20 protein-coding genes and 1 riboswitch are annotated in these 19551 nt (G+C 49.5%); of the genes, 18 read left to right on the forward strand and 2 right to left on the reverse strand.

What is annotated here, in order from left to right:
• Window positions 1-33 precede the first annotated feature (33 nt).
• Window positions 34-234 (reverse strand): DUF1858 domain-containing protein, encoded by a 201-nt coding sequence (locus tag ACMP1L_RS04515; protein ID WP_118732013.1) that lies wholly within the window; start codon window positions 232-234, stop codon window positions 34-36.
• Window positions 235-521: 287 nt separating this feature from the next.
• On the opposite strand from ACMP1L_RS04515, the gene ACMP1L_RS04520 reads away from it, so the two are divergent.
• Both ACMP1L_RS04520 and ACMP1L_RS04525 read left to right on the forward strand, forming a co-directional pair.
• Window positions 522-692 carry a DUF362 domain-containing protein gene (locus ACMP1L_RS04520; protein WP_118720865.1) on the forward strand — a complete coding sequence of 57 codons (171 nt, stop codon included), beginning with the start codon at window positions 522-524 and terminating at the stop codon, window positions 690-692.
• A gap of 145 nt (window positions 693-837) precedes the next feature.
• Window positions 838-1566 carry a gamma-glutamyl-gamma-aminobutyrate hydrolase family protein gene (locus ACMP1L_RS04525; RefSeq protein WP_418452133.1) on the forward strand — a complete coding sequence of 243 codons (729 nt, stop codon included), beginning with the start codon at window positions 838-840 and terminating at the stop codon, window positions 1564-1566.
• A gap of 51 nt (window positions 1567-1617) precedes the next feature.
• Here ACMP1L_RS04525 and ACMP1L_RS04530 read toward each other — a convergent pair whose 3' ends face one another.
• Window positions 1618-2394 (reverse strand): adaptor protein MecA, encoded by a 777-nt coding sequence (locus ACMP1L_RS04530; RefSeq protein WP_177304666.1) that lies wholly within the window; start codon window positions 2392-2394, stop codon window positions 1618-1620.
• Between the two features lie 278 nt (window positions 2395-2672).
• Here ACMP1L_RS04530 and ACMP1L_RS04535 point away from each other — a divergent pair, with 278 nt between their 5' ends.
• The 16 genes from ACMP1L_RS04535 (at window position 2673) to ACMP1L_RS04610 (ending at window position 19272) form a co-directional block, all read left to right on the forward strand.
• Complete coding sequence (locus ACMP1L_RS04535; RefSeq protein ID WP_177304667.1) at window positions 2673-4055, forward strand: serine/threonine protein kinase; 1383 nt, start codon at window positions 2673-2675, stop codon at window positions 4053-4055.
• Window positions 3989-4681, forward strand: a complete 693-nt coding sequence (locus tag ACMP1L_RS04540; protein WP_418452134.1) for a hypothetical protein — start codon at window positions 3989-3991, stop codon at window positions 4679-4681. The genes ACMP1L_RS04535 and ACMP1L_RS04540 overlap by 67 nt, the downstream gene beginning before the upstream one ends.
• A 152-nt stretch (window positions 4682-4833) precedes the next feature.
• Entirely contained in the window at window positions 4834-5136 is a 303-nt protein-coding gene (locus ACMP1L_RS04545; protein WP_243025524.1) for a hypothetical protein, read from the forward strand.
• Window positions 5137-5283: 147 nt separating this feature from the next.
• A complete protein-coding gene (locus ACMP1L_RS04550; protein WP_177304669.1) occupies window positions 5284-6945 on the forward strand; it encodes a glycosyl hydrolase family 18 protein in 1662 nt (553 codons plus the stop codon).
• A gap of 37 nt (window positions 6946-6982) precedes the next feature.
• The gene (locus tag ACMP1L_RS04555) at window positions 6983-8446 is read left to right on the forward strand and encodes a metallophosphoesterase (protein WP_418452135.1); all 1464 of its coding nucleotides are present in this window, start codon (window positions 6983-6985) and stop codon (window positions 8444-8446) included.
• A gap of 171 nt (window positions 8447-8617) precedes the next feature.
• Window positions 8618-9310 carry an N-acetylmuramoyl-L-alanine amidase gene (locus tag ACMP1L_RS04560; RefSeq protein WP_475544515.1) on the forward strand — a complete coding sequence of 231 codons (693 nt, stop codon included), beginning with the start codon at window positions 8618-8620 and terminating at the stop codon, window positions 9308-9310.
• 35 nt (window positions 9311-9345) lie between these two features.
• A riboswitch (FMN riboswitch) is annotated at window positions 9346-9465 on the forward strand.
• Window positions 9466-9606: 141 nt separating this feature from the next.
• Window positions 9607-10245: an ECF transporter S component gene (locus tag ACMP1L_RS04565; protein WP_418452137.1), complete on the forward strand. Its 639-nt coding sequence runs from the start codon at window positions 9607-9609 to the stop codon at window positions 10243-10245.
• Between the two features lie 143 nt (window positions 10246-10388).
• Window positions 10389-11444: an L-threonylcarbamoyladenylate synthase gene (locus tag ACMP1L_RS04570; RefSeq protein ID WP_418452139.1), complete on the forward strand. Its 1056-nt coding sequence runs from the start codon at window positions 10389-10391 to the stop codon at window positions 11442-11444.
• A 99-nt stretch (window positions 11445-11543) separates the two neighbouring features.
• On the forward strand, window positions 11544-12044 hold the full coding sequence (locus tag ACMP1L_RS04575; protein ID WP_118731998.1) for a deoxycytidylate deaminase: 501 nt from the start codon (window positions 11544-11546) through the stop codon (window positions 12042-12044).
• A 1-nt stretch (window position 12045) separates the two neighbouring features.
• Window positions 12046-13881: a B12-binding domain-containing radical SAM protein gene (locus tag ACMP1L_RS04580; protein WP_418452141.1), complete on the forward strand. Its 1836-nt coding sequence runs from the start codon at window positions 12046-12048 to the stop codon at window positions 13879-13881.
• Window positions 13878-14588, forward strand: a complete 711-nt coding sequence (locus ACMP1L_RS04585) for a 3'-5' exonuclease (protein WP_418452143.1) — start codon at window positions 13878-13880, stop codon at window positions 14586-14588. Before ACMP1L_RS04580 ends, ACMP1L_RS04585 begins: the two co-directional genes overlap by 4 nt.
• 263 nt (window positions 14589-14851) lie before the next feature.
• Complete coding sequence (locus ACMP1L_RS04590; RefSeq protein WP_418452144.1) at window positions 14852-16387, forward strand: VanW family protein; 1536 nt, start codon at window positions 14852-14854, stop codon at window positions 16385-16387.
• A 90-nt stretch (window positions 16388-16477) separates the two neighbouring features.
• Window positions 16478-17056 carry an AIR synthase-related protein gene (locus ACMP1L_RS04595; RefSeq protein ID WP_418452145.1) on the forward strand — a complete coding sequence of 193 codons (579 nt, stop codon included), beginning with the start codon at window positions 16478-16480 and terminating at the stop codon, window positions 17054-17056.
• A 55-nt stretch (window positions 17057-17111) separates the two neighbouring features.
• Window positions 17112-17594 (forward strand): Lrp/AsnC family transcriptional regulator, encoded by a 483-nt coding sequence (locus tag ACMP1L_RS04600; protein ID WP_118531135.1) that lies wholly within the window; start codon window positions 17112-17114, stop codon window positions 17592-17594.
• Window positions 17591-18766, forward strand: a complete 1176-nt coding sequence (locus ACMP1L_RS04605; RefSeq protein WP_177304674.1) for an aminotransferase class I/II-fold pyridoxal phosphate-dependent enzyme — start codon at window positions 17591-17593, stop codon at window positions 18764-18766. Before ACMP1L_RS04600 ends, ACMP1L_RS04605 begins: the two co-directional genes overlap by 4 nt.
• Window positions 18767-18771: 5 nt before the next feature.
• Entirely contained in the window at window positions 18772-19272 is a 501-nt protein-coding gene (locus ACMP1L_RS04610; protein ID WP_118531139.1) for a tRNA (cytidine(34)-2'-O)-methyltransferase, read from the forward strand.
• The last annotated feature ends 279 nt before the right edge of the window (window positions 19273-19551 follow it).

Consider the following 19551-nt stretch of genomic DNA (forward strand, 5'->3'; position numbering starts at 1 on the left):
TTCCCACACGCTTTTTCGATGCGTTTCCGCTCTTTATTTATCAGCCAGGATCTCATTGATGCCGTTTACCAGCGCATCACAATCAATACCATGAACCATGCATGCCTCTTCCAGAGACTCTCCCTGAGAAGACGGGCAACCCAGGCAATGCATACCTGCACGCATTAAAATCGGGGCGATCAGATCGCTCTTCTGAAGCAGCTCACCGATTAACATATCTTTACTGATCTGCATGTGAAATTCCTCCTTTTGGATATACTACATTACACTATAATACTTTTCACCAAAATACGCAAGTAATATTCATAAAACAGGAGACAGGATACATGCTGAAATTTTATTGAATATATACAATTCATAGTCTTTTTCTAGGAATTATTTTAAAATAGTTACCCAAAGCTAACTTGATATTGTACCTTATTTTGTTCAAAAGTGCAATATTTCCCTCTTGAATATTTTTAAAATATAGTATACAATGATGTCAGCGAAATGATTATAGAATATTTAAGGAGGATATTATCATGGCATATGTAATTTCTGATTCTTGTGTTAGTTGCGGTACCTGCGAGAGCGAGTGCCCGGTAAGCGCTATTTCCCAGGGAGACAGCCAGTACGTTATCGACGCTGACGCTTGCATCTCCTGCGGTACCTGTGCAGGTGTTTGCCCGACCGGCGCTATCAGCGAGGGTTAATTAAGACACAAACCATCAAATGCCCCTTCTGTATTTGCGGTACAGAAGGGGCATTTTTTGTATGAGAGGAAATTGCGTCCTATCATACAATAACGCTCCGCGAGAATGTGCCAAGGCACATTCTTTTTATGAAAGGAGATTTCCCATGACAAAGAAAAAACCGTTGATTGCCCTTACTCCATACTTCAACATAGAACGTGATGAACCATATATGCGGCCAGCTTATTTGAAGGCTATCCGCGCGGCCGGAGGCATTCCGATGATCCTGCCTCTTGATCTGGAAGAAGAAGATCTCCAGCAGATTGTCGATACCTTCGATGGCTTTTTGTTTACCGGCGGTCCGGATATCCACCCTTTTTATTTTGGGGAGGAAACACAGGCAAACTGTGGAAATGTCTGCCTGCGGCGTGATCGTATGGAAATACTGCTGTTAAAACTGGTGATGCAAACCGGAAAACCGGTCTTTGGTATCTGTCGCGGTATCCAGCTTTTGAATGTGGCTCTGGGTGGAGATATTTATCAGGATATTCCAAGCCAGTTCCCGCAGGATTTTCCGATTGCCCATGTCCAGCCCTTTGATTATGCGATTCCATCCCATAAAGTGGAGGTGCTGCCTGGAACACTTCTGGAACAGCTTACGGGCAGTAATACCTTAAATGTCAATAGCATGCATCACCAGGCATGCCGTAAACTTGCTCCGGGACTGGTGGCATGCGGTCATGCGTCCGGAAATCTGATTGAGGCAGTTGAAAAACCGGATTATCCCTTCTTTCTGGGAGTCCAGTGGCATCCGGAATATCTGTGGGAACAGGATCCGGCTATCCGGCAGATTTTTGAAGCATTTGTAAAGGCAGCTGACGCAAAAAGACTGTGAGACATTTGTTTTGTCTCACAGTCTTTTTGCGTTTCACAGAATGGTCCGAAATCAGATCAGCGCAAGTTTCTGCAATGCGTCTGCTCCAATGATGACTTCATAGTGCTCCTGATAGTGGGCTTCGCCTGCGACATCAATTCTGATTTTTTCACCATATTCTGCAAGCAGGTTGCAGACACGGCTGAAAGCGACCGGATCCGCAGACTGGCTGGAAAGAACCAGATAATACTGGCTGGTTCCCGGCTTTTTATAGAGCTTGCTCTGGACAGTGCCCAGAGTCTGTACAGCATTTGCGGCATCGGAAACCTGGTCCAGGCTGCTGAAGCGATAAACACGGGTCTGGATAGCGGAAACACCGTCTGCAGAATCTCCGTCAGTGGAAGTCTTGGGGGTCTGCAGTGCGGCAGTGTCGGAAGCGTCTGGAACAGCCGGTGCATTGGTTGCCAGCATGTTCTGCTTAAATAGTTCCATGAGCCCGTCTGCCCCCTCTAACAGTTCATTTGCAAGACCACCCCAGAGATTTTCTGCCCCATCCTCGGAAAGAGGGGAGAATTTGGAAAAGCGGGTGTCCAGCTCCTCAGGATCCTCTATCTTGGTGATGACAAGCATCACGCTTTCACCGGACAGTGGAATGGCTTCCACCATCAGGGGGATATCTTCAGCATCAAAGCCAACTTCATTGGAGGCCTTTTGAATCATTTCACGAAACAGGCCGCGAGCCTTCTCACTTCCATAAGCAAGCTCACCCAGATTTAAGTTACGGGAACTGAGGTCAAGACTGGTCAGTGTGCATCGGATCTGGTTTTCATTGATTCGTTCAATCTTCATAAGATCACTCCTTTCAATCTGAAATATAGGGAAACAGAAAAAAGAATCTAATTTCCTACTTTAATTATAGTATATGATACGGGGAAATATCAATTCCTATGTGAAAATTTTAGGAAATGTTAAGAAAAGAGGACAAAAAACGGTCTGGCGAATTTTGTCGAACCTTGATGGTTGATTGTCTTGCCATATTTCGTTATTCGAATTAAAATGAAATCACAGAGACGAGAGATGAGAAGGAGGTGTAAAAAGCGGACACCATTTTATTCGGAAAGTACCGGTTGTGCCGGGTACTGGGCTGCGGCAGGAGCGGTACCGTATTTTTGGCAAAACATATGGAACTGGACGAATATCGTGCCATCAAGCGGGTGCCAAAGACCTTTGTCGATTATGAACTGTTTAGAAAAGAAGCGCTGATACTGAAGGGGATTCGCGACCAGGGCATTCCAATCGTATATGACCTGGCGGAAGATGATCAGTACAGCTACCTGATTGAAGAGTATCTCGAAGGAGATTCTTTATATGCCCTGGTTTCAGAGTCAGGGCATTGTTCATCGGTGATGACGATCCATTATGGGATTCAGATTTGCCATCTGGTACATATCATGCATTCAACAATGCCTACCCCTGTTTTATATCTTGATTTACAACCCAAAAATCTTTTACTTTATAACAACACAATCAAGTTGATCGATTTTGATCATGCAGTTTATGCGGACGAAGTGGAGCGCATGGAAGAACGTTACGGGACTATTGGCTGTGCGGCGCCGGAGCAGTATTCGGGAGATGTTTTAGATGGAAGAACAGATATCTATGCCATTGGTGCTGTCCTCTATTACATGCTGACTGGACATTTCCCTGGAGAAATGATCCGGCCGGAACAGGTGAAATTATCAGGTGTGACCGAACGCCGCCTGATGCGCGTGATCCGTAAATGCCTGCATACAGAAAAGAGCAGACGGTATCAGTCAGCTCTGGACCTGGAGCAGGAACTACAAAAACTTTGGGACCAATCGGACTGCACAGCATACCGGTATGGTGCGAGGAGGATGGAAGAGTCTCTGGTGATTACCGTAGCGGGAAGTCGTCATGGCGTGGGAACGACCCACATTGCTATGGGACTGACCGCATATTTACAAAAGTGCGGGATGTCAGTAGTTTATGAAGAACTCAATGAATCTGGTGCGGTGCGTCAGCTGGCAGAAAGCAGAAAAAGTCAGGCAGATATATATGGGATATTTCATATCCGGAATATCCCTATGCTTCCGCGTTATGGTGAGGCTGTGAAATTAATGCCTGCCGGATATCAGATAAGGATCCTGGACTGCGGAGCGGATCCGGATCTGGTGCAGCAGGTGGATGCAGACGGCTATCTGCTTGTGTGCGGAGGCAAACCATGGGAGTGGGAAGACTCCGAGACGGCAGTGCAGCTTGGCAGATCGGTACAGGGACTGACTGTGATTTATAATCAGTTTTGTGCCAGACTGTCTTTTTATCAGAAGCAGCGGTATGCAGGCGGACTACGGATGCCGTATTTTGCGGATCCGTTTTGGGGCAGCCGGGCATCAGACCGAGTGTACCGGGCCATCTGGAATCAATGGTTTGGGCAGAAGGGAGGAATCGTACGAAGTTTGTTTTTGGAAAGAATAAAACGGTTCTGGTAACGCTGCCGGGAACTGGAATCCGGACAATTGGTGTGATGGGCTGCGGGCGTGGTGTAGGGACCAGCCATCTGGCAGTTGCGCTGGCAAATTATCTGACAGGCGTAAAACGTAAGAAGACAGCATTGCTGGAATGGAACAGTCATGATGATTTTCAGATATTGGAGCGGTTTGCCGGAAAAAATGGCAGGAGAGAGGGAGAGGGACAGAAGAAGACGGAGCGGAGCCGAAATAAAAGCGACAGGTTTCGCATTATGGAAGTGGATTATTACAAAATGGCGGATCTGGCCGTACTGTCCCATTGCCTGAGCCGTGATTATCATTACATCATCATGGATTATGGAGAAGCAACGGAGGAAAACCTGTACGAATGTGCACGCTGTGACAGGAAAATTCTGGTGGGCTCTCTGAGCGAGTGGAAAGTGGAAGCATTTCTGGAAATTTTGGAGCAGACAGAGCGAAGAGATAAGAGCTGGAGAATGGCCGTCGTTGCGGGCGGAGAAGATACCAGAAAGGAGATAGAATCGATGTTTCGCTGCCGGCTTCAAAGAATTCCGGCTTCAGTAGATGCATTCCGCATTACACAGGAGGAAATTCTATGTTTTGAGACGCTGCTGTTTGCAAAATAACGGAGCGGATCAGCAAAACGGTTACTGTACAGTAAGAATTTACAAAGCAAAAACGAAGAAAGCGGACAGCTTTGCGGCAGCAGTATTTAGTGGGAATAATGTGTCACGACAATACCTTCTAAGCGGCGGAGCTGTCAGCAATAGGGGGCCATATGTTAACAAATGTATCGGGAGTGTATGAAAACAACAAAGGCAGCCAGATTTATGTGGAAGGTTTAAAGCGGTATCAGAAACGGGGAATTCGTGTGTTGATCGATGGAAAAGATGCCTGTGAAGAAACGTGGGGAAAACTGTTTGAGGTTCGCGAGGATGGAAGCTTTTATATGGGCGACTATATTCTGGAGGACATTCCACAGGAAAATACGGCTAAAGGGGAGGTGAATGAAGAAGAGGAAGATTATATGAAAGCCAAACGGTTAAAAGAAATCCATTTTGATATCGTGTATCACCAGTAACAGCGAAAATTTCTGATCAGAAAAGAGAATCCCCGATTCAGCCCGGGTAAAGAGAAAGATCAGGAAAATTTAAGAGAAGTCGTATCGGATCTGTGGTATAATATGACTCAGATGTGAGATAAGAATACCGGTAAGGAGATACGGCGGATGAAAAGATTTCTGGCAACAGTACTGACAGTGATATTGACGATCATGCTTGTCGTGGGAGCGGCAGCAGGATTTATCTTATACCGCAAGTACAAACCGTCAAAAGAGCATGTGGATCAGAAGGAATGGTATCAGGCCAGCGGGGATGAGACGGCTGTCTTTTTTAACAGTGAACGGGTAGAAGGAGTTCAGGGACGTTATATAGACGGACAGACCTATCTGCCGCTTGACTGGGTAAATAAGGCGGTGAATGAGAAATTTTACTGGGATGAAGAAAACAGCCAGCTGATCTATACACTGCCAGATCAGATTGTATACGCGAATGCGGAAACTGTGGGAAACAGCGGAAAGCCGCTGCTGGAGCAGCAGGATGGGACGGTATGGCTGCTCACCAGTCTGGTGACTGCGTACACGAATGTGCGGATCGAAACATTTGACACGGACAGTGTGCGGCGTGTGTTTGTAGATACCTCATGGGATCCGCAGCAGCTGGCAGATGTGAAGAAGAACAGTGCCCTCCGGGTGCGGGGCGGTGTGAAAAGTGCAGTCATTACAGAGGTGCCGGCTGATTCAGAAGTGATCGTTCTGGAACAGCTGGAAAACTGGAGCCGGGTGCGTACAGAGGATGGACAGGTAGGTTATCTTCCGAACCGCCGTCTGAAGGAAATGGAGCAGCGGACACTGGTCAGCACGTTTGCAGAACCGAAATATACCAATATTTCCATGGATGAGCCGGTGGTTCTGGTATGGCATCAGGTAACCAATCTTTCTGCCAATCAGGCGATGAAAACTCTTATGGACAATACCAAGGGAGTAAATGTTATTGCGCCTACCTGGTTTATGCTGACGGATAATAACGGTAACTACGAATCTCTGGCAGACCGGAATTATGTGGATCAGGCACATGCCATGGGTGTTCAGGTATGGGCCGTGCTGGATAATTTCAATAAGGGAGATGAGGTGCAGTCGGAAATCCTGTTTGCCAGCACGGCAGCCAGAAAAAAACTGATCACTTCCCTGATGCAGGATGCAAAGACCTATGGAGTCGACGGTATTAATCTGGATATAGAAGGAATCAAAGCATCAGCCGGTCCGCATTATGTGCAGTTTATCCGGGAATTATCCGTGGATTGCCGGAAGGAAGGGCTTGTTCTTTCTATCGATTCCTATGTGCCGGCGTCATACTCTGCATTTTATAACTGGGCAGAGCAGGGCCGTGTTGCCGATTATGTGGTGATGATGGGCTACGATGAACATTATGCTGGTGGAGAAGCCGGTTCGGTTGCTTCCATTGGCTACGAGCGGCAGGGAATCGCCGATTTGTTAAAGCAGGTTCCGAAGGAAAAAATCATCAGCGCAATTCCGTTTTACACACGAATCTGGAAAGAAGATGCTTCCGGAACCAGTTCTCAGGCAGTAGGCATATCCGGTGCCAAAGCGTGGGTGGAGACGAACCAGGTAGAGCTGTACTGGCAGGACGATCTTGGCCAGTATTACGGAGAATTGGAGAAAGATGGCGTAAACTACGAAATCTGGATGGAAGAGGAACGATCTCTGGCATTGAAAATGCAGCTGATCCGGGACAACGGTCTGGCGGGTGTGGCCTGCTGGCGGCTTGGGATGGAATCGGCAGAAATCTGGGATACCGTGAAGCTTCCGTGATGATCGATGGCGGGATGGTTTGGAAAGGGTGAGGAATATGAAAAAGGATTTTGATGGCAGAAGGCAGACGCTTTCTGCCATTCTGCCTGTTTTGGCAGCAGCGGTGGTGCTCATTGGCTGCGGACATCAGAAGAGTGATCCGGCAGATGCTACGGCAATTTCACAGGAAAGCCAGACGGAATCGGAGACGCAGCAGGAAGCGGTCAGTACAGAGACTGAGGAAGACAAAACAGCGGATAGCAGTACAGAGACTGAGGAAGAGCAAACAACTGACAGCAGTACGGATGCAGAATGGATAGAAAATATCATGCTGGCGACTGATATCCATTATTTTTCAGATTCACTGACCGATGGCGGACCTCGCTTTCAGGAGATGGTGGAGTATGGGGATGGTAAGATAGTCACTTACATTGATCAGATTACGGATGCGTTTCTGGATGAAGTAGTAAAGCAGCATCCGGATGCTCTGGTGTTAAGCGGGGATCTGACGCTCAATGGGGAGAAAGCCAGCCATAAAGATCTGGCAGAAAAACTCCACCGGGTGGAGAATCATGGAATTCCGGTACTGGTGATTCCCGGCAATCACGATATCAACAATCATCAGGCAGCACGCTATAAGGGAGAAGAACGGCTTCCTGCAGAATATACGACTCCGGCGGAATTCCGTCAGATTTACCGGGCGTTTGGCTATGATGAAGCGGCGAGTGAGGATCCAAACAGTTTAAGCTATCTGTATGAACTGGATGAAAATACCTGGATTCTGATGATTGACAGCTGCCAGTATAGTCCGGTAAACAAGGTGGGCGGAGCTATCTCTGAGGCAACCTATGAGTGGGTGGAACAGCAGCTGGAAGCTGCCTGGGATGCGGGGGTGGAAATTATCCCTGTTGCCCATCACAATCTGCTGGATGAGAGCGAAATCTATGTGGATGAATGCACGATTGAGCATAGCGAGCAGTTTATAGATCTTCTGGAAACCTGGGATGTAGCATTGTTTCTGAGCGGACATCTGCATGTGCAGCACTGCAAACGCTCGGAGGATAATCGGGGAATCTGGGAGATGGTGACGGCTTCACTGGCAACACCGTCCTGCAAGTATGCCATCCTGACTTACCGGGATGATCGAAGCTTTCTGTACCGGACTCGATCGCTGGATGTAGAGGCCTGGGCGAAGAAGAACCAGTGCACAGAAGAAGATCTCCTGAATTTCAAACAGTTCCAGACCCCGTTTCTGAGACGTGTTTTTTATAATCAGGCAATTGCGTCCCTGAATGAGGTGCCGGAACTTACGGACAGCGAACGTGAACAGATGGCACAGCTGTATTCGTTGCTGAAATTCCATTATTATCAAGGAACGGCGTATCAGGTGCAGGAGCCTGTGCGGAATGATCCAGCATATGAGCTCTGGCAGGAAGATGGTATGGCAACGCAGCAGGGTGAATATTTCCGGTATATTCTGGAAGATGGTAAGAGAGATTATAATCGTCTGGAGGTTAACTAGACCTTGCTGGCTGATATTTCCCGATGAAGGAAAAACTATGTTTTTTTCACGGCTCTGAATCATATATTTTACAGGAAAAGTGAAAATGGAGCGGGTAAGGTGAGCAAAGATGGATGGATCGGGAGCGAACAGCCGGAAAAGAATGAAAGCCGGGAGGAGCAGCGCCGGAGAATGCCGGAATTTATGATGGCAGTTATGCTTTTGATAGCGGTATTTCTGGTGTCACGGCAGGCAGGACTGATGGTGTCCGGCCAGGCAGTGGCAGTAGGGGCGCGTCGTCCGGTTGTGGTGCTGGACAGTGGTCATGGTGGAAATGATCCTGGAAAGATCGGCGTGGACGGAAGTCTGGAAAAGGAGATCAATCTGCAGATCGCACGTCGCCTGAAAACCTATCTGGAGGCTTCGGATGTAACGGTGGTCATGACCAGGGAGGATGACCGTGGGCTTTACGAAGAAACAGACAGCAGCAAAAAAATGGCAGATATGAAGAACCGGTGCGGAAAAATTGCGGAGGCAGAGCCAGATCTGGTGGTGAGCATTCATCAAAACAGCTACCACCAGGAGTCTGTATCCGGTGGTCAGGTTTTTTATTACAAAACATCCGAAAGAGGAAAGCGCCTTGCAGAGATTCTGCAGAGGCGCTTTGATTATGTTTTGGGAGAAAAGAATACCCGGAAGGCAAAGCCGAACGGAAGCTATTACCTTCTTCTGCATGTAAAGCAGCCGATCGTGATTGTGGAATGCGGTTTTTTGTCGAACTGGAAAGAGGCTGCAAATCTGAATTCCGGAGAGTACCAGGACCGGCTGGCCTGGACGATCCATGTGGGAATTATGGAGTTTCTGAATCAGAAGAAATCCTCTTGATTTTTATGGAAAACTGTACTATAGTTAAGGCACGATAAGTTCTTCGGGGCGGGGTGAGATTCCCCACCGGCGGTTACAGTCCGCGACCTGCGTAAAGCAGCTGATTTGGTGAGATTCCAAAACCGACAGTATAGTCTGGATGAGAGAAGAGATTGTGTGAAGGCTTTTAACTTATGGTTTGTAAAAGCAGCATGAATGATCTGATTCCCCCGGATAGCGATATCCGGGGGTTTTTGCGTTTCACACGATTCCTCTGAATAATGAACTTAACCAATCTATTTCAGGAGGAAAAAGATATGAAAGAAAAACTGCTTACAACGAAAAATGTGGTATTAATGGGAATGTTTGGTGCCCTTGCCGGCGTGCTGATGCTTTTTGAGTTCCCGCTTCCGTTCCTGGCACCGAGCTTTTACGGGCTGGATGTCAGCGAGGTTCCGGTGCTGATCGGAACATTTGCCATGGGACCGGTGGCAGGCGCCATTATGGAGGTAGTAAAGATTCTGGTCAAGCTGGTATTAAAGCCGACCAGCACCGGTTTTGTGGGTGAGTTTGCGAACCTGGTCATTTCCTGTGCCATGGTCATTCCGGCAGGGCTGATCTATAAGATTTCCCACACCCGCAAGGGCGCCATGACTGGCCTTGTGACTGGAACGGTTCTGATGGCTGTAGTCGGAGTGGCAGCCAATGCACTGGTTATGCTTCCGTTTTACTCTAATTTTATGCCGATGGAGACTATCCTGGCAGCAGGCGCAGCCATCAATCCGGCAGTTGGAAGCGTATGGACCTTCGCATTCTTCTGCGTGGGACCGTTTAACCTGGTGAAAGGTGTTGTAGTGTCGGTAGTAACATCTCTGGTTTACAAGCGTGTCAGCGTTCTGATCCACAGCGTGGGAAACCATAAGGCTGTGAAGAACAGCAATCAAATAAATGCATAGCAGAATCCTTTCTGACGCCCCGCGGTGTGCCTTGCACCAAGGGGCGTCTTGTGCTATGATAAGGCAGAATCCGTTACAATTTGTGCATGCATGAACGGTAATGAACATACCGATATAAGCGCAGCTGCAAAGAAGGTAGAAACATGAATACAAAACTGATAAAAATAGAAGATACAAAACAGATCAAAAATGAGGAGCTGGCAGAGGCCGCGCAGATTCTGCGGGATGGCGGACTGGTTGCATTCCCAACGGAGACCGTATACGGGCTTGGAGCCAATGCCTTAGATGAGACTGCGGCAAAGAAAATCTATGCGGCGAAGGGACGTCCGTCAGACAATCCGCTGATTGCGCATATTTCCTGCCTGGAGGAATTAAAACCGCTGGTGGCTTACATTCCGGAAGCAGGAAGAAAGCTGGCAGAGGCATACTGGCCGGGGCCGCTCACCATGGTATTTCCGAAGAGTGACATTGTGCCTTATGGAACCACGGGTGGCCTGGATACGGTGGCAGTCCGCATGCCGAGTGACCCGGTAGCAAACCGGCTCATCAAGCTGGCGGGAGTTCCGGTGGCAGCACCGAGTGCCAATACCTCCGGAAGACCGAGTCCGACTACGGCACAGCACGTATGGCAGGATATGGAAGGCAAGATTGAGATGATCCTGGATGGCGGTCCGGTGGGAATCGGCGTGGAATCCACCATTGTGGATGTCTCCGGCGATGTTCCGACGCTGCTTCGTCCGGGGGCCATCACCATGGAGATGCTGCGGGAGACTGTAGGCAGAGTAGAGATCGATCCGGCTATTCAGGCACCGCCGAGCGCAGACTTGCGGCCGAAGGCACCGGGCATGAAGTACCGCCACTATGCACCTCATGCGGACCTGCAGCTGGTAGAGGGTGAGACGGACAGAGTAGTGGAGGTCATCAATAATCTGGTAAAAGAGAAGCTTGCAGAAGGCAAAATGGTTGGTGTGATATGCACGGATGAGACAAGAGTGCGTTATCCGCAGGGTGAAGTCCGCAGCGTGGGACTGCGCGCGAAGGAGGAGACCATTGCCCACAATCTGTTCGCCGTGTTAAGGGAGTTTGATGATCTGAATGTGGACTGCATTTATTCGGAAAGCTTTTCCAAGGATCATCTGGGGCAGGCTATCATGAACCGTCTGACGAAAGCGGCAGGCTATCATATACTGAACGTATGAGATGACAGAGAATAGAACAAGCGAAAAAGAGATATTCCCTGATGCGATGACAGGAGCAGGGCACTGTGATAATGAGAAAGAAACGGGAGGAAGCGTACGATGAGCAATTCCAAGAAACGTGTGGATTATATTTCCTGGGACGAATATTTTATGGGTGTGGCGGATCTGTCCGGACGTCGTTCCAAAGACCCCAATACCCAGGTGGGAGCCTGCATTGTCAGTCAGGATAACAAGATTATGTCTATGGGATATAATGGGTTCCCGAAGGGTTGCTCCGATGATGAGTTCCCGTGGGGACGTGAGCAGGAAGCAGACGATCCGTACAGCACCAAATATCTGTATGTGACCCACAGTGAGCTGAACGCCATCTTAAATTACCGGGGAGGAAGCTTGGAGGGCAGCAAGATTTACGTGACTCTTTTCCCGTGCAATGAGTGTGCAAAGGCTATCATTCAGGCTGGAATCAAGACCATCATCTATAAGGAAGATAAATATCCGGATTCTCCGTCCGTGCGGGCATCCAAGCGCATGCTGAATGCGGCAGGCGTGCGGTATTACCAGTACGACCAGACCGGAAGAAAGATAGAGATTGACGTATAAGATGAAGTTTTTACTGACGGCGATCAACGCCAAATACATTCACTCCAATCCGGGAGTGTACAGTTTAAAAATGTTTGCCGAGTCTCAGGGCGCGGCAGAAGCAGTGCAGGGAGACCAGGATCCGCGAGAGGATGGTCTCCCTTGCGCACCCTTTGTAGAGATTGCAGAGTACACCATCAATAACCAGATGGAACTGATTTTAGAAGATATTTACCGGAGAAAGCCGGATATAGTAGGAATTTCCTGCTATATCTGGAACATTGCCTATGTGCTGGATCTGGTACGGGACATCCACAAGGTATTGCCGGAGACGGATATCTGGCTTGGAGGCCCGGAGGTTTCCTATGATGCGCCACAGCTTCTTGTCCGGGAGCCGGAGGTATTCGGTGTCATGAAGGGCGAAGGCGAGGAGATGTTCGCGGCCCTTTTAAACTGCTACCGGACATTGGGATGCACAGTGCGGCAGATGCAGCGTTTAGGGCGGAGAAGTGCTCCGACAGGTTCTGCATGCGGTAAGGATGCCGCAGCAGAAGCGCCGGATGAAGCATGCACTGCGGAATTCTGGTACCGCATGTCTCAGGTGGCAGGCCTGACCTATCACGGTGCGGATGGGAAACTCTGCGACCAGCCTGTCCGTCCGGTCATGGACATGAGCCGGATCCCGTTTCTGTATCCGAGTTTAAAAGGATTTGAAAACCGCATTGTTTATTATGAAAGCAGCCGCGGATGTCCGTTTTCCTGCAGCTACTGTCTCTCCTCCATTGATAAGTCTGTTCGTTTCCGGGATCTGAAGCTGGTGCTTCCGGAACTGGACTTTTTCCTGGAAAAGAAGGTGCCGCAGGTTAAGTTTGTGGACCGTACGTTTAATGCGAAAAAGAGTCATGCCATGGCAATCTGGAAGCATATTCTGGAGCATGACAACGGTGTCACCAACTTTCATTTTGAGATTACGGCAGATCTTCTGGATGAGGAAGAGCTGGACCTGATCAGCCGGATGCGGCCGGGGCTGATCCAGCTGGAGATTGGCGTGCAGAGTACCAATCCGGATACGATTAAGGCAATCCGGCGCAAGATGGATCTGGACCGGCTGCGCTATGTGGTTGAGCGGATCAATGCCGGAAAAAATGTGCATCAGCATCTGGACCTGATCGCGGGTCTGCCCTTTGAGGATTATGACTCCTTTGGCCGATCCTTCAACGATGTCTATTCCATGGAGCCAGAGCAGTTTCAGCTGGGATTTCTGAAGGTTCTCAAAGGCTCCTATATGCATGAGAAGGTGCCGGATTATGATCTGCAGTACCGGGGAAAGGCACCCTATGAGGTGCTGTCCACAAAGTGGCTTCCATACAGTGATGTGCTTCGCTTAAAGGGCGTGGAGGATATGGTGGAGGTGTATTACAACAGCCGTCAGTTTATGCGGACATTAAAGCTGTTTGAACAGGAGTTTGACGGAGCATTTGCCATGTACGAGTATATGGCCGGGTATTATGATGAACAGCATCTGACTGGTCTGAACCACAGCCGCCTGGCGCGTTATGAGGTCTTTCACGACCTGATCAGCAGGAGGGCGGAGCAGGAGCGGATGAGCATGTTTGAGGATGCGCTGATGTGTGATCTGTATCTGCGCGAAAATGCGAAGAGCCGGCCGTCATTTGCTTTGGCGCAGGCTCCTTATAAAGAAGAAATCCGCCATATGGTTCCGGAACTGCGGACTCTGGGAACCCAGGTACACGCAGAAGTCCTGCGGTCCGGTGAGGTTCTGCTGTTTGATTACCGGGAGAAAGACCGGCTGAACCATAACGCGAAGGTGACGGTGCTGGGGAGGACAGATGTATGATAAACAGCTATATTGCCCTGGATCTGGAAACTACCGGCTTAAATCCGAAGCAGGACAAAATCATTGAGATTGGAGCGGTGCGCGTGGAAAACGGGCAGGAAACCGGCCGGTTTCACACCATGCTGAATCCACACAGGGAACTGGAGGAGCGGATTACGGAACTGACAGGCATTGCCTGGGATATGTTGAAAGATGCCCCCGATATTGTGGATATTCTTGAAGAATTTCTTGCTTTCTGTGGAGAACTTCCGCTGCTTGGCCATCGCATTATTTTTGATTATAGTTTTGTCAAACGGGCTGCTGTAAATCAGGGACTGTCATTTGAAAAAAATGGTATTGATACCCTGACGATCTGTCGCCGTTTTATGCCTGCGGAGGAGAGTAAGCGTCTTGGCGCGGCCTGTGCCTTTTACGGGCTGACTCAGGAGAGTGCCCACAGGGCGTTGGGAGATGCGTTGGATGCCCATCGGCTCTATCAGAAACTGCTGGAAAAGCACGGAGCAAAGGCTCCGGAAATCTTTGCCGCAAAGCCGCTGATCTACAAGGTAAAACGGGAACAGCCGGCCTCCAAAAAGCAAAAAGAGGACTTGCGGTATTTACTAAAATATCATAAAATAGATTTACCTGTGCAGATTGACTACCTGAGCAGAAATGAGATCTCCCGTATCACCGATCAGATCATATCCCGGTACGGAAGAATCCGGTAATTCAGTATAACAAAAAACAGAAATCTGCCCGCAGAAATAAACGGCGGGCAATATTTTTAGAATTTAAGAAGAGGTGAATTTTATTATGATGAACATGCATAACAATAAAAAAGCCCGTGTGATCATGGGTGTTGTAATTGTAATCCTGATCCTGGCTATGGTAGCACCGATGGCATTATCTGTTATGATGTAAAGTGACCGGAACACCGGCCAAAGCGCACGAACGCAGCATTACAGCAGAATGCAGACAGAGGGAGAAGATTATGAAAAAGAGCAGTGTGCTGGGAGGTCTGGCCTTTGCAGCAATACTTGGAAGTGTGTTTACATTTCCGGTCTACGCGAAAGAGAAGACCTTTCCGGAGGGCATCTATGCGGGTGGGTTTGCACTTGGCGGACTGACAAAGGAACAGGCTGAGACACAGTTTGCCGCCTATATCTCTGGCCTGGAAGAGCGCAGCGTGACGTTGGATGTGGCAGGAAACGGGCTGGAGACTACCGCGAAGGATCTGGGCTACGCCTGCAAAAATGAAGATGCGCTGCAGGAAGCAGAGGAGTACGCCGCAGGCGGCTGTCTGATCCGGCAGTACATGGAGCGCAAGGATCTGGAAAAGGAGCCGGTGCATATTTCGCTGGATGCAGGTGTAGATGAAACGGCGGTTCAGACCTTTGTGGAGGAACAGTGTTCCGGACTTCCGGGTGAGCCTCAGGATGCTGTTATCACCCGTGTGAATGGAAAATTCGAGATTACACCGGAGCAGAGCGGCATGGCGGTGGATGTAAAGGCAACTATAGAAAAGCTGAATGAGGAATTGGGAAAAGAAACCGGTGCAGTCAGCGTGGAAGCCGTTGTGACGGAGCAGGAGCCAAACATCAAAAAAGCAGATCTGGAATCCATTTCCGATGTGCTGGGGACCTGTACCACGGCTTATGCCAGCAGCGGGGCATCCCGTTCCGGCAACATTGCAAACGGCGTGTCCAAGATCAACGGCCATGTGCTGATGCCGGGGGAGACCTTATCCGGTTACGAGTGCATGCATCCGTTTACCATTGAGAATGGGTACTTTACGGCAGCGGCTTATGAGAACGGTCAGGTCGTGGACAGTGTAGGCGGCGGTGTGTGCCAGATTGCCACAACGTTGTACGATGCTTCTCTGGCGGCAGAGCTGGAGATTACCCAGCGGCAGAACCATTCCATGATCGTTACGTATGTAAAGCCGTCTATGGATGCGGCCATTGCCGGTACTTATAAAGATATCAAGATTACCAATAATTACAGTACCCCGATCTATATTGAGGGAACTACCGCAGGCAAGACGCTGACCTTTACCATTTATGGCAAGGAAACCCGACCGGCGAACCGCAAGGTAGAGTATATTTCCGAGACCCTGAGCAAGACAGATCCGGGTGCACCGCAGCAAAAGGTAGATCATTCTTTAATGCCTGGGCAGACGAAAAAGGTCCAGTCTGCGCATATCGGTTACAAATCCAGACTGTGGAAGGTGGTAACGGTAGATGGTGTAGAAAAAGAACGAACGATTCTGCACACCGACACATACAACCCATCGAAAGCCATTGTTCTGGTGGGACCAGCCGCTCCGGAGGTCCCACCAGCAGTAGAAAATCCGGCTCAGTCGTCAGAAACCACACCGGAACAGGCAGCACCTGCAGAGACTGCGGCACCGCAGCCGTCCCAGAGCCAGGTGGTAGGACCGGGGGCAGCAAGCCAGCCGTCAGAGAACTCTTCCGGCGGACCGGGCGCAGCGCCGGCTCCTGCGGCAGAGGGTCCCGGGGAGCAGTAAAAGAGCGCACGTTTTTGAACAAGTGCGGCAGCAAAAGCGGTCAGATGTGTCTGCGTGTACAGGAATCCGCTGTGAAAGGTTTGAATTGATATGATGCGAAAGATTGAGCGCGAGAACACGGGCCTTCTGCAGGCCGGACAGGATCTGGTTGTGGCAGGCTACGCGGGACTCGCTGGTACGGTAAAGCTGGCGGAGGCAGCAAAGGAAGAGCTGTCCCGCTGGTTTTCCGATGAATATATGGAAGAAATTGCAGACGCTGCGCCGCTTTGCCCGGTAAGTCCGGAGTTCTGGCGCTCCTGCGGTGCGGCAGAATGGGAACCGGCAGGTGAGGGCGGCATTTTAACCGCCATCTGGAATCTGACCGGAGCTTATGAGACCGGCGTGAAATTTTATTTGCGCCAGATTCCCATGCGGCAGGAGACCGTGGAGGTCTGCGAGCGGCTGGAGTTAAATCCTTACCGGCTTTACAGCCGGGGATGCGTGCTCCTCACAGCAGACAACGGCGGGCAGCTTGTCCGTATACTGGCAGAAAAACATATTCCGGCCCAGGTGATTGGCCGGGTGAACAAAGGCATTGCACGGGAAATGATCGTGCAGGAGGGACGGGGCTTTCTGGAGCGCCCGCAGCCCGATGAAATAACGAAAGTGATTCCCGGTTTTTTCAAGTAAAAAGAAGAAATCGGGATTCCACATATATACAACTATACAAGGAGGCAATCAAAAAATGAGAGAGAAAATTTTGGCGGTAATCGAAAAGAACAGCAGAATCGATATCCATGACCTGGCGATTCTTTTAGGGGAGAGTGAAGTCGCGGTCGCCAATGAGATTGCCGAGATGGAGAAAGAGCATATTATCTGTGGTTATCACACCCTGATCAACTGGGACAACACCAGTGAGGAAAAAGTGGTTGCGCTGATCGAGGTAAAGGTAACTCCCCAGCGCGGCATGGGCTTTGACAAGATCGCGGAGCGCATTTACCAGTACAGCGAGGTGAATGCCGTTTACTTAATGTCCGGTGCATTTGACTTCACCGTATTTATCGAGGGCAAGACCATGCGCCAGGTAGCACAGTTTGTTTCTGACAAGCTGGCCCCGCTGGATTCTGTTTTAAGCACGGCAACCCATTTTGTACTGAAAAAATATAAGGACCACGGAACAGTCCTCTGCGATGAGGTCCAGGATGAAAGGATGCTGATTACCCCGTGAGAAACCCATTAAATGAAAAGATCGTTTCTATCCCGCCGTCCGGGATCCGGAAATTTTTTGATATCGTAAGTGAGATGAAGGATGCGATTTCCCTTGGTGTAGGCGAGCCGGATTTTGACACGCCATGGCACATTCGTGAGGAGGGCATCTACTCTCTGGAAAAGGGACGTACCTTTTATACCTCCAACGCCGGTTTAAAGGACTTAAAGATTGAGATCCACAACTATCTGGAGCGCCGCTGCAATATCTGCTATGACCCGGACCATGAGATCATGGTTACCGTGGGTGGCAGCGAAGCCATTGATGCGGCTATGCGTGCCATGATCGACCCGGGAGATGAAGTGCTGATCCCGCAGCCGAGTTACGTTTCCTACACGCCGTGCTGTGTGCTGGCAGACGGTGTCCCTGTGCCGATCGAGCTGGAGGAGAAAGACCGTTTCCGCTTAACTCCGGAGAAATTACTGGAAAAGATCACCCCAAAGACAAAAATTCTGGTGCTGCCGTTCCCAAACAACCCGACCGGTGCCATCATGGAGCGGGAAGATCTGGAGAAGATTGCTGAGATCATCCTTGAGAAAGATCTGTTTGTTATTTCAGATGAGATTTACTCAGAGCTGACCTATGCGAAAGAGGATCATGTATCCATTGCATCTCTGCCGGGCATGAAGGAGCGCACCGTTCTGATCAATGGTTTCTCCAAGGCTTTTGCCATGACCGGATGGCGTCTGGGCTATGCCTGTGCGCCGGAAGTGATCTTAAAACAGATGCTGAAGATCCATCAGTATGCCATCATGTGTGCACCGACCACCAGTCAGTACGCTGCAGTGGAAGCGCTGCGCAATGGCGATGAAGACGTACAGCACATGCGTGAGTCCTATGACCAGCGCCGCCGTTTCCTGATCAATGCGTTTGAGGAGATGCATCTGGACTGCTTTGAGCCGCAGGGCGCGTTCTATATGTTCCCGAGCATCAAGCGGTTTGGCATGACCTCCGATGAGTTTGCGACCCGCCTGCTGCGGGAAGAAAAGGTGGCAGTTGTACCGGGAACCGCCTTCGGTGACTGCGGAGAAGGATTCCTGCGCGTATCCTATGCCTATTCCTTAAAGAGTCTGAAGGAGGCCTTAAGCCGCATCAAACGGTTTGTAGACCGTCTGGACGGAAAAACGGAGTAAGAAAGATGAACATTGTATTATTTGAGCCGGAAATGCCGATGAATACCGGAAATATCGGCCGTACCTGTGTGGCCACCAACACCCGTCTGCACTTGATCGAGCCTCTGGGCTTTAAGCTGAATGAGAAGGCCGTAAAGCGTGCCGGACTGGACTACTGGGATAAGCTGGATGTTACCGTGTATTCCGACTTTCAGGATTTTCTGGACCGCAATCCGGGGGCGAAGATCTACATGGCTACTACCAAAGCGCCGAAAACCTACACTGAGGTTGAGTACGAGCCGGACTGCTATATCATGTTCGGTAAGGAAAGTGCCGGAATCCCGGAAGAAATTCTGGTGGAGCACAAGGAAAACTGTGTGCGCATTCCCATGTGGGGCGATATCCGTTCCCTGAACCTCTCCAATTCGGTGGCGATCGTGCTGTATGAGGCACTGCGCCAGAACGGATTTGAGAAGATGAATATGGAAGGCCATCTGCACCGGCTGCACTGGAAGGATGAAGTGTAAAGCAATTACAGAATCAGAGCGAATGATAAGAGAGGATCTGCCTGCGGGCAGGTCCTTTTTGCTGTGGCTGTATGTGTCTGCGAGTAGGAATGCGAATTAACGAATATTGCACAAAAGAAAGAAATGAAATGCAGAATGATTATACAAAGTTCAGAATTACAAAAGAAAAGTCAGAAATACAAATGGAAAAATGCACAAAATAATCATATAATAAATACATCAACAAGGGAAAATGACAGCTTCTCATTCGCTCACAGCTTCATTCCCGGAGAACGTGAC

The organism is Ventrimonas sp., assembly GCF_048380235.1.
Lineage (GTDB): Bacteria > Bacillota > Clostridia > Lachnospirales > Lachnospiraceae > Brotaphodocola.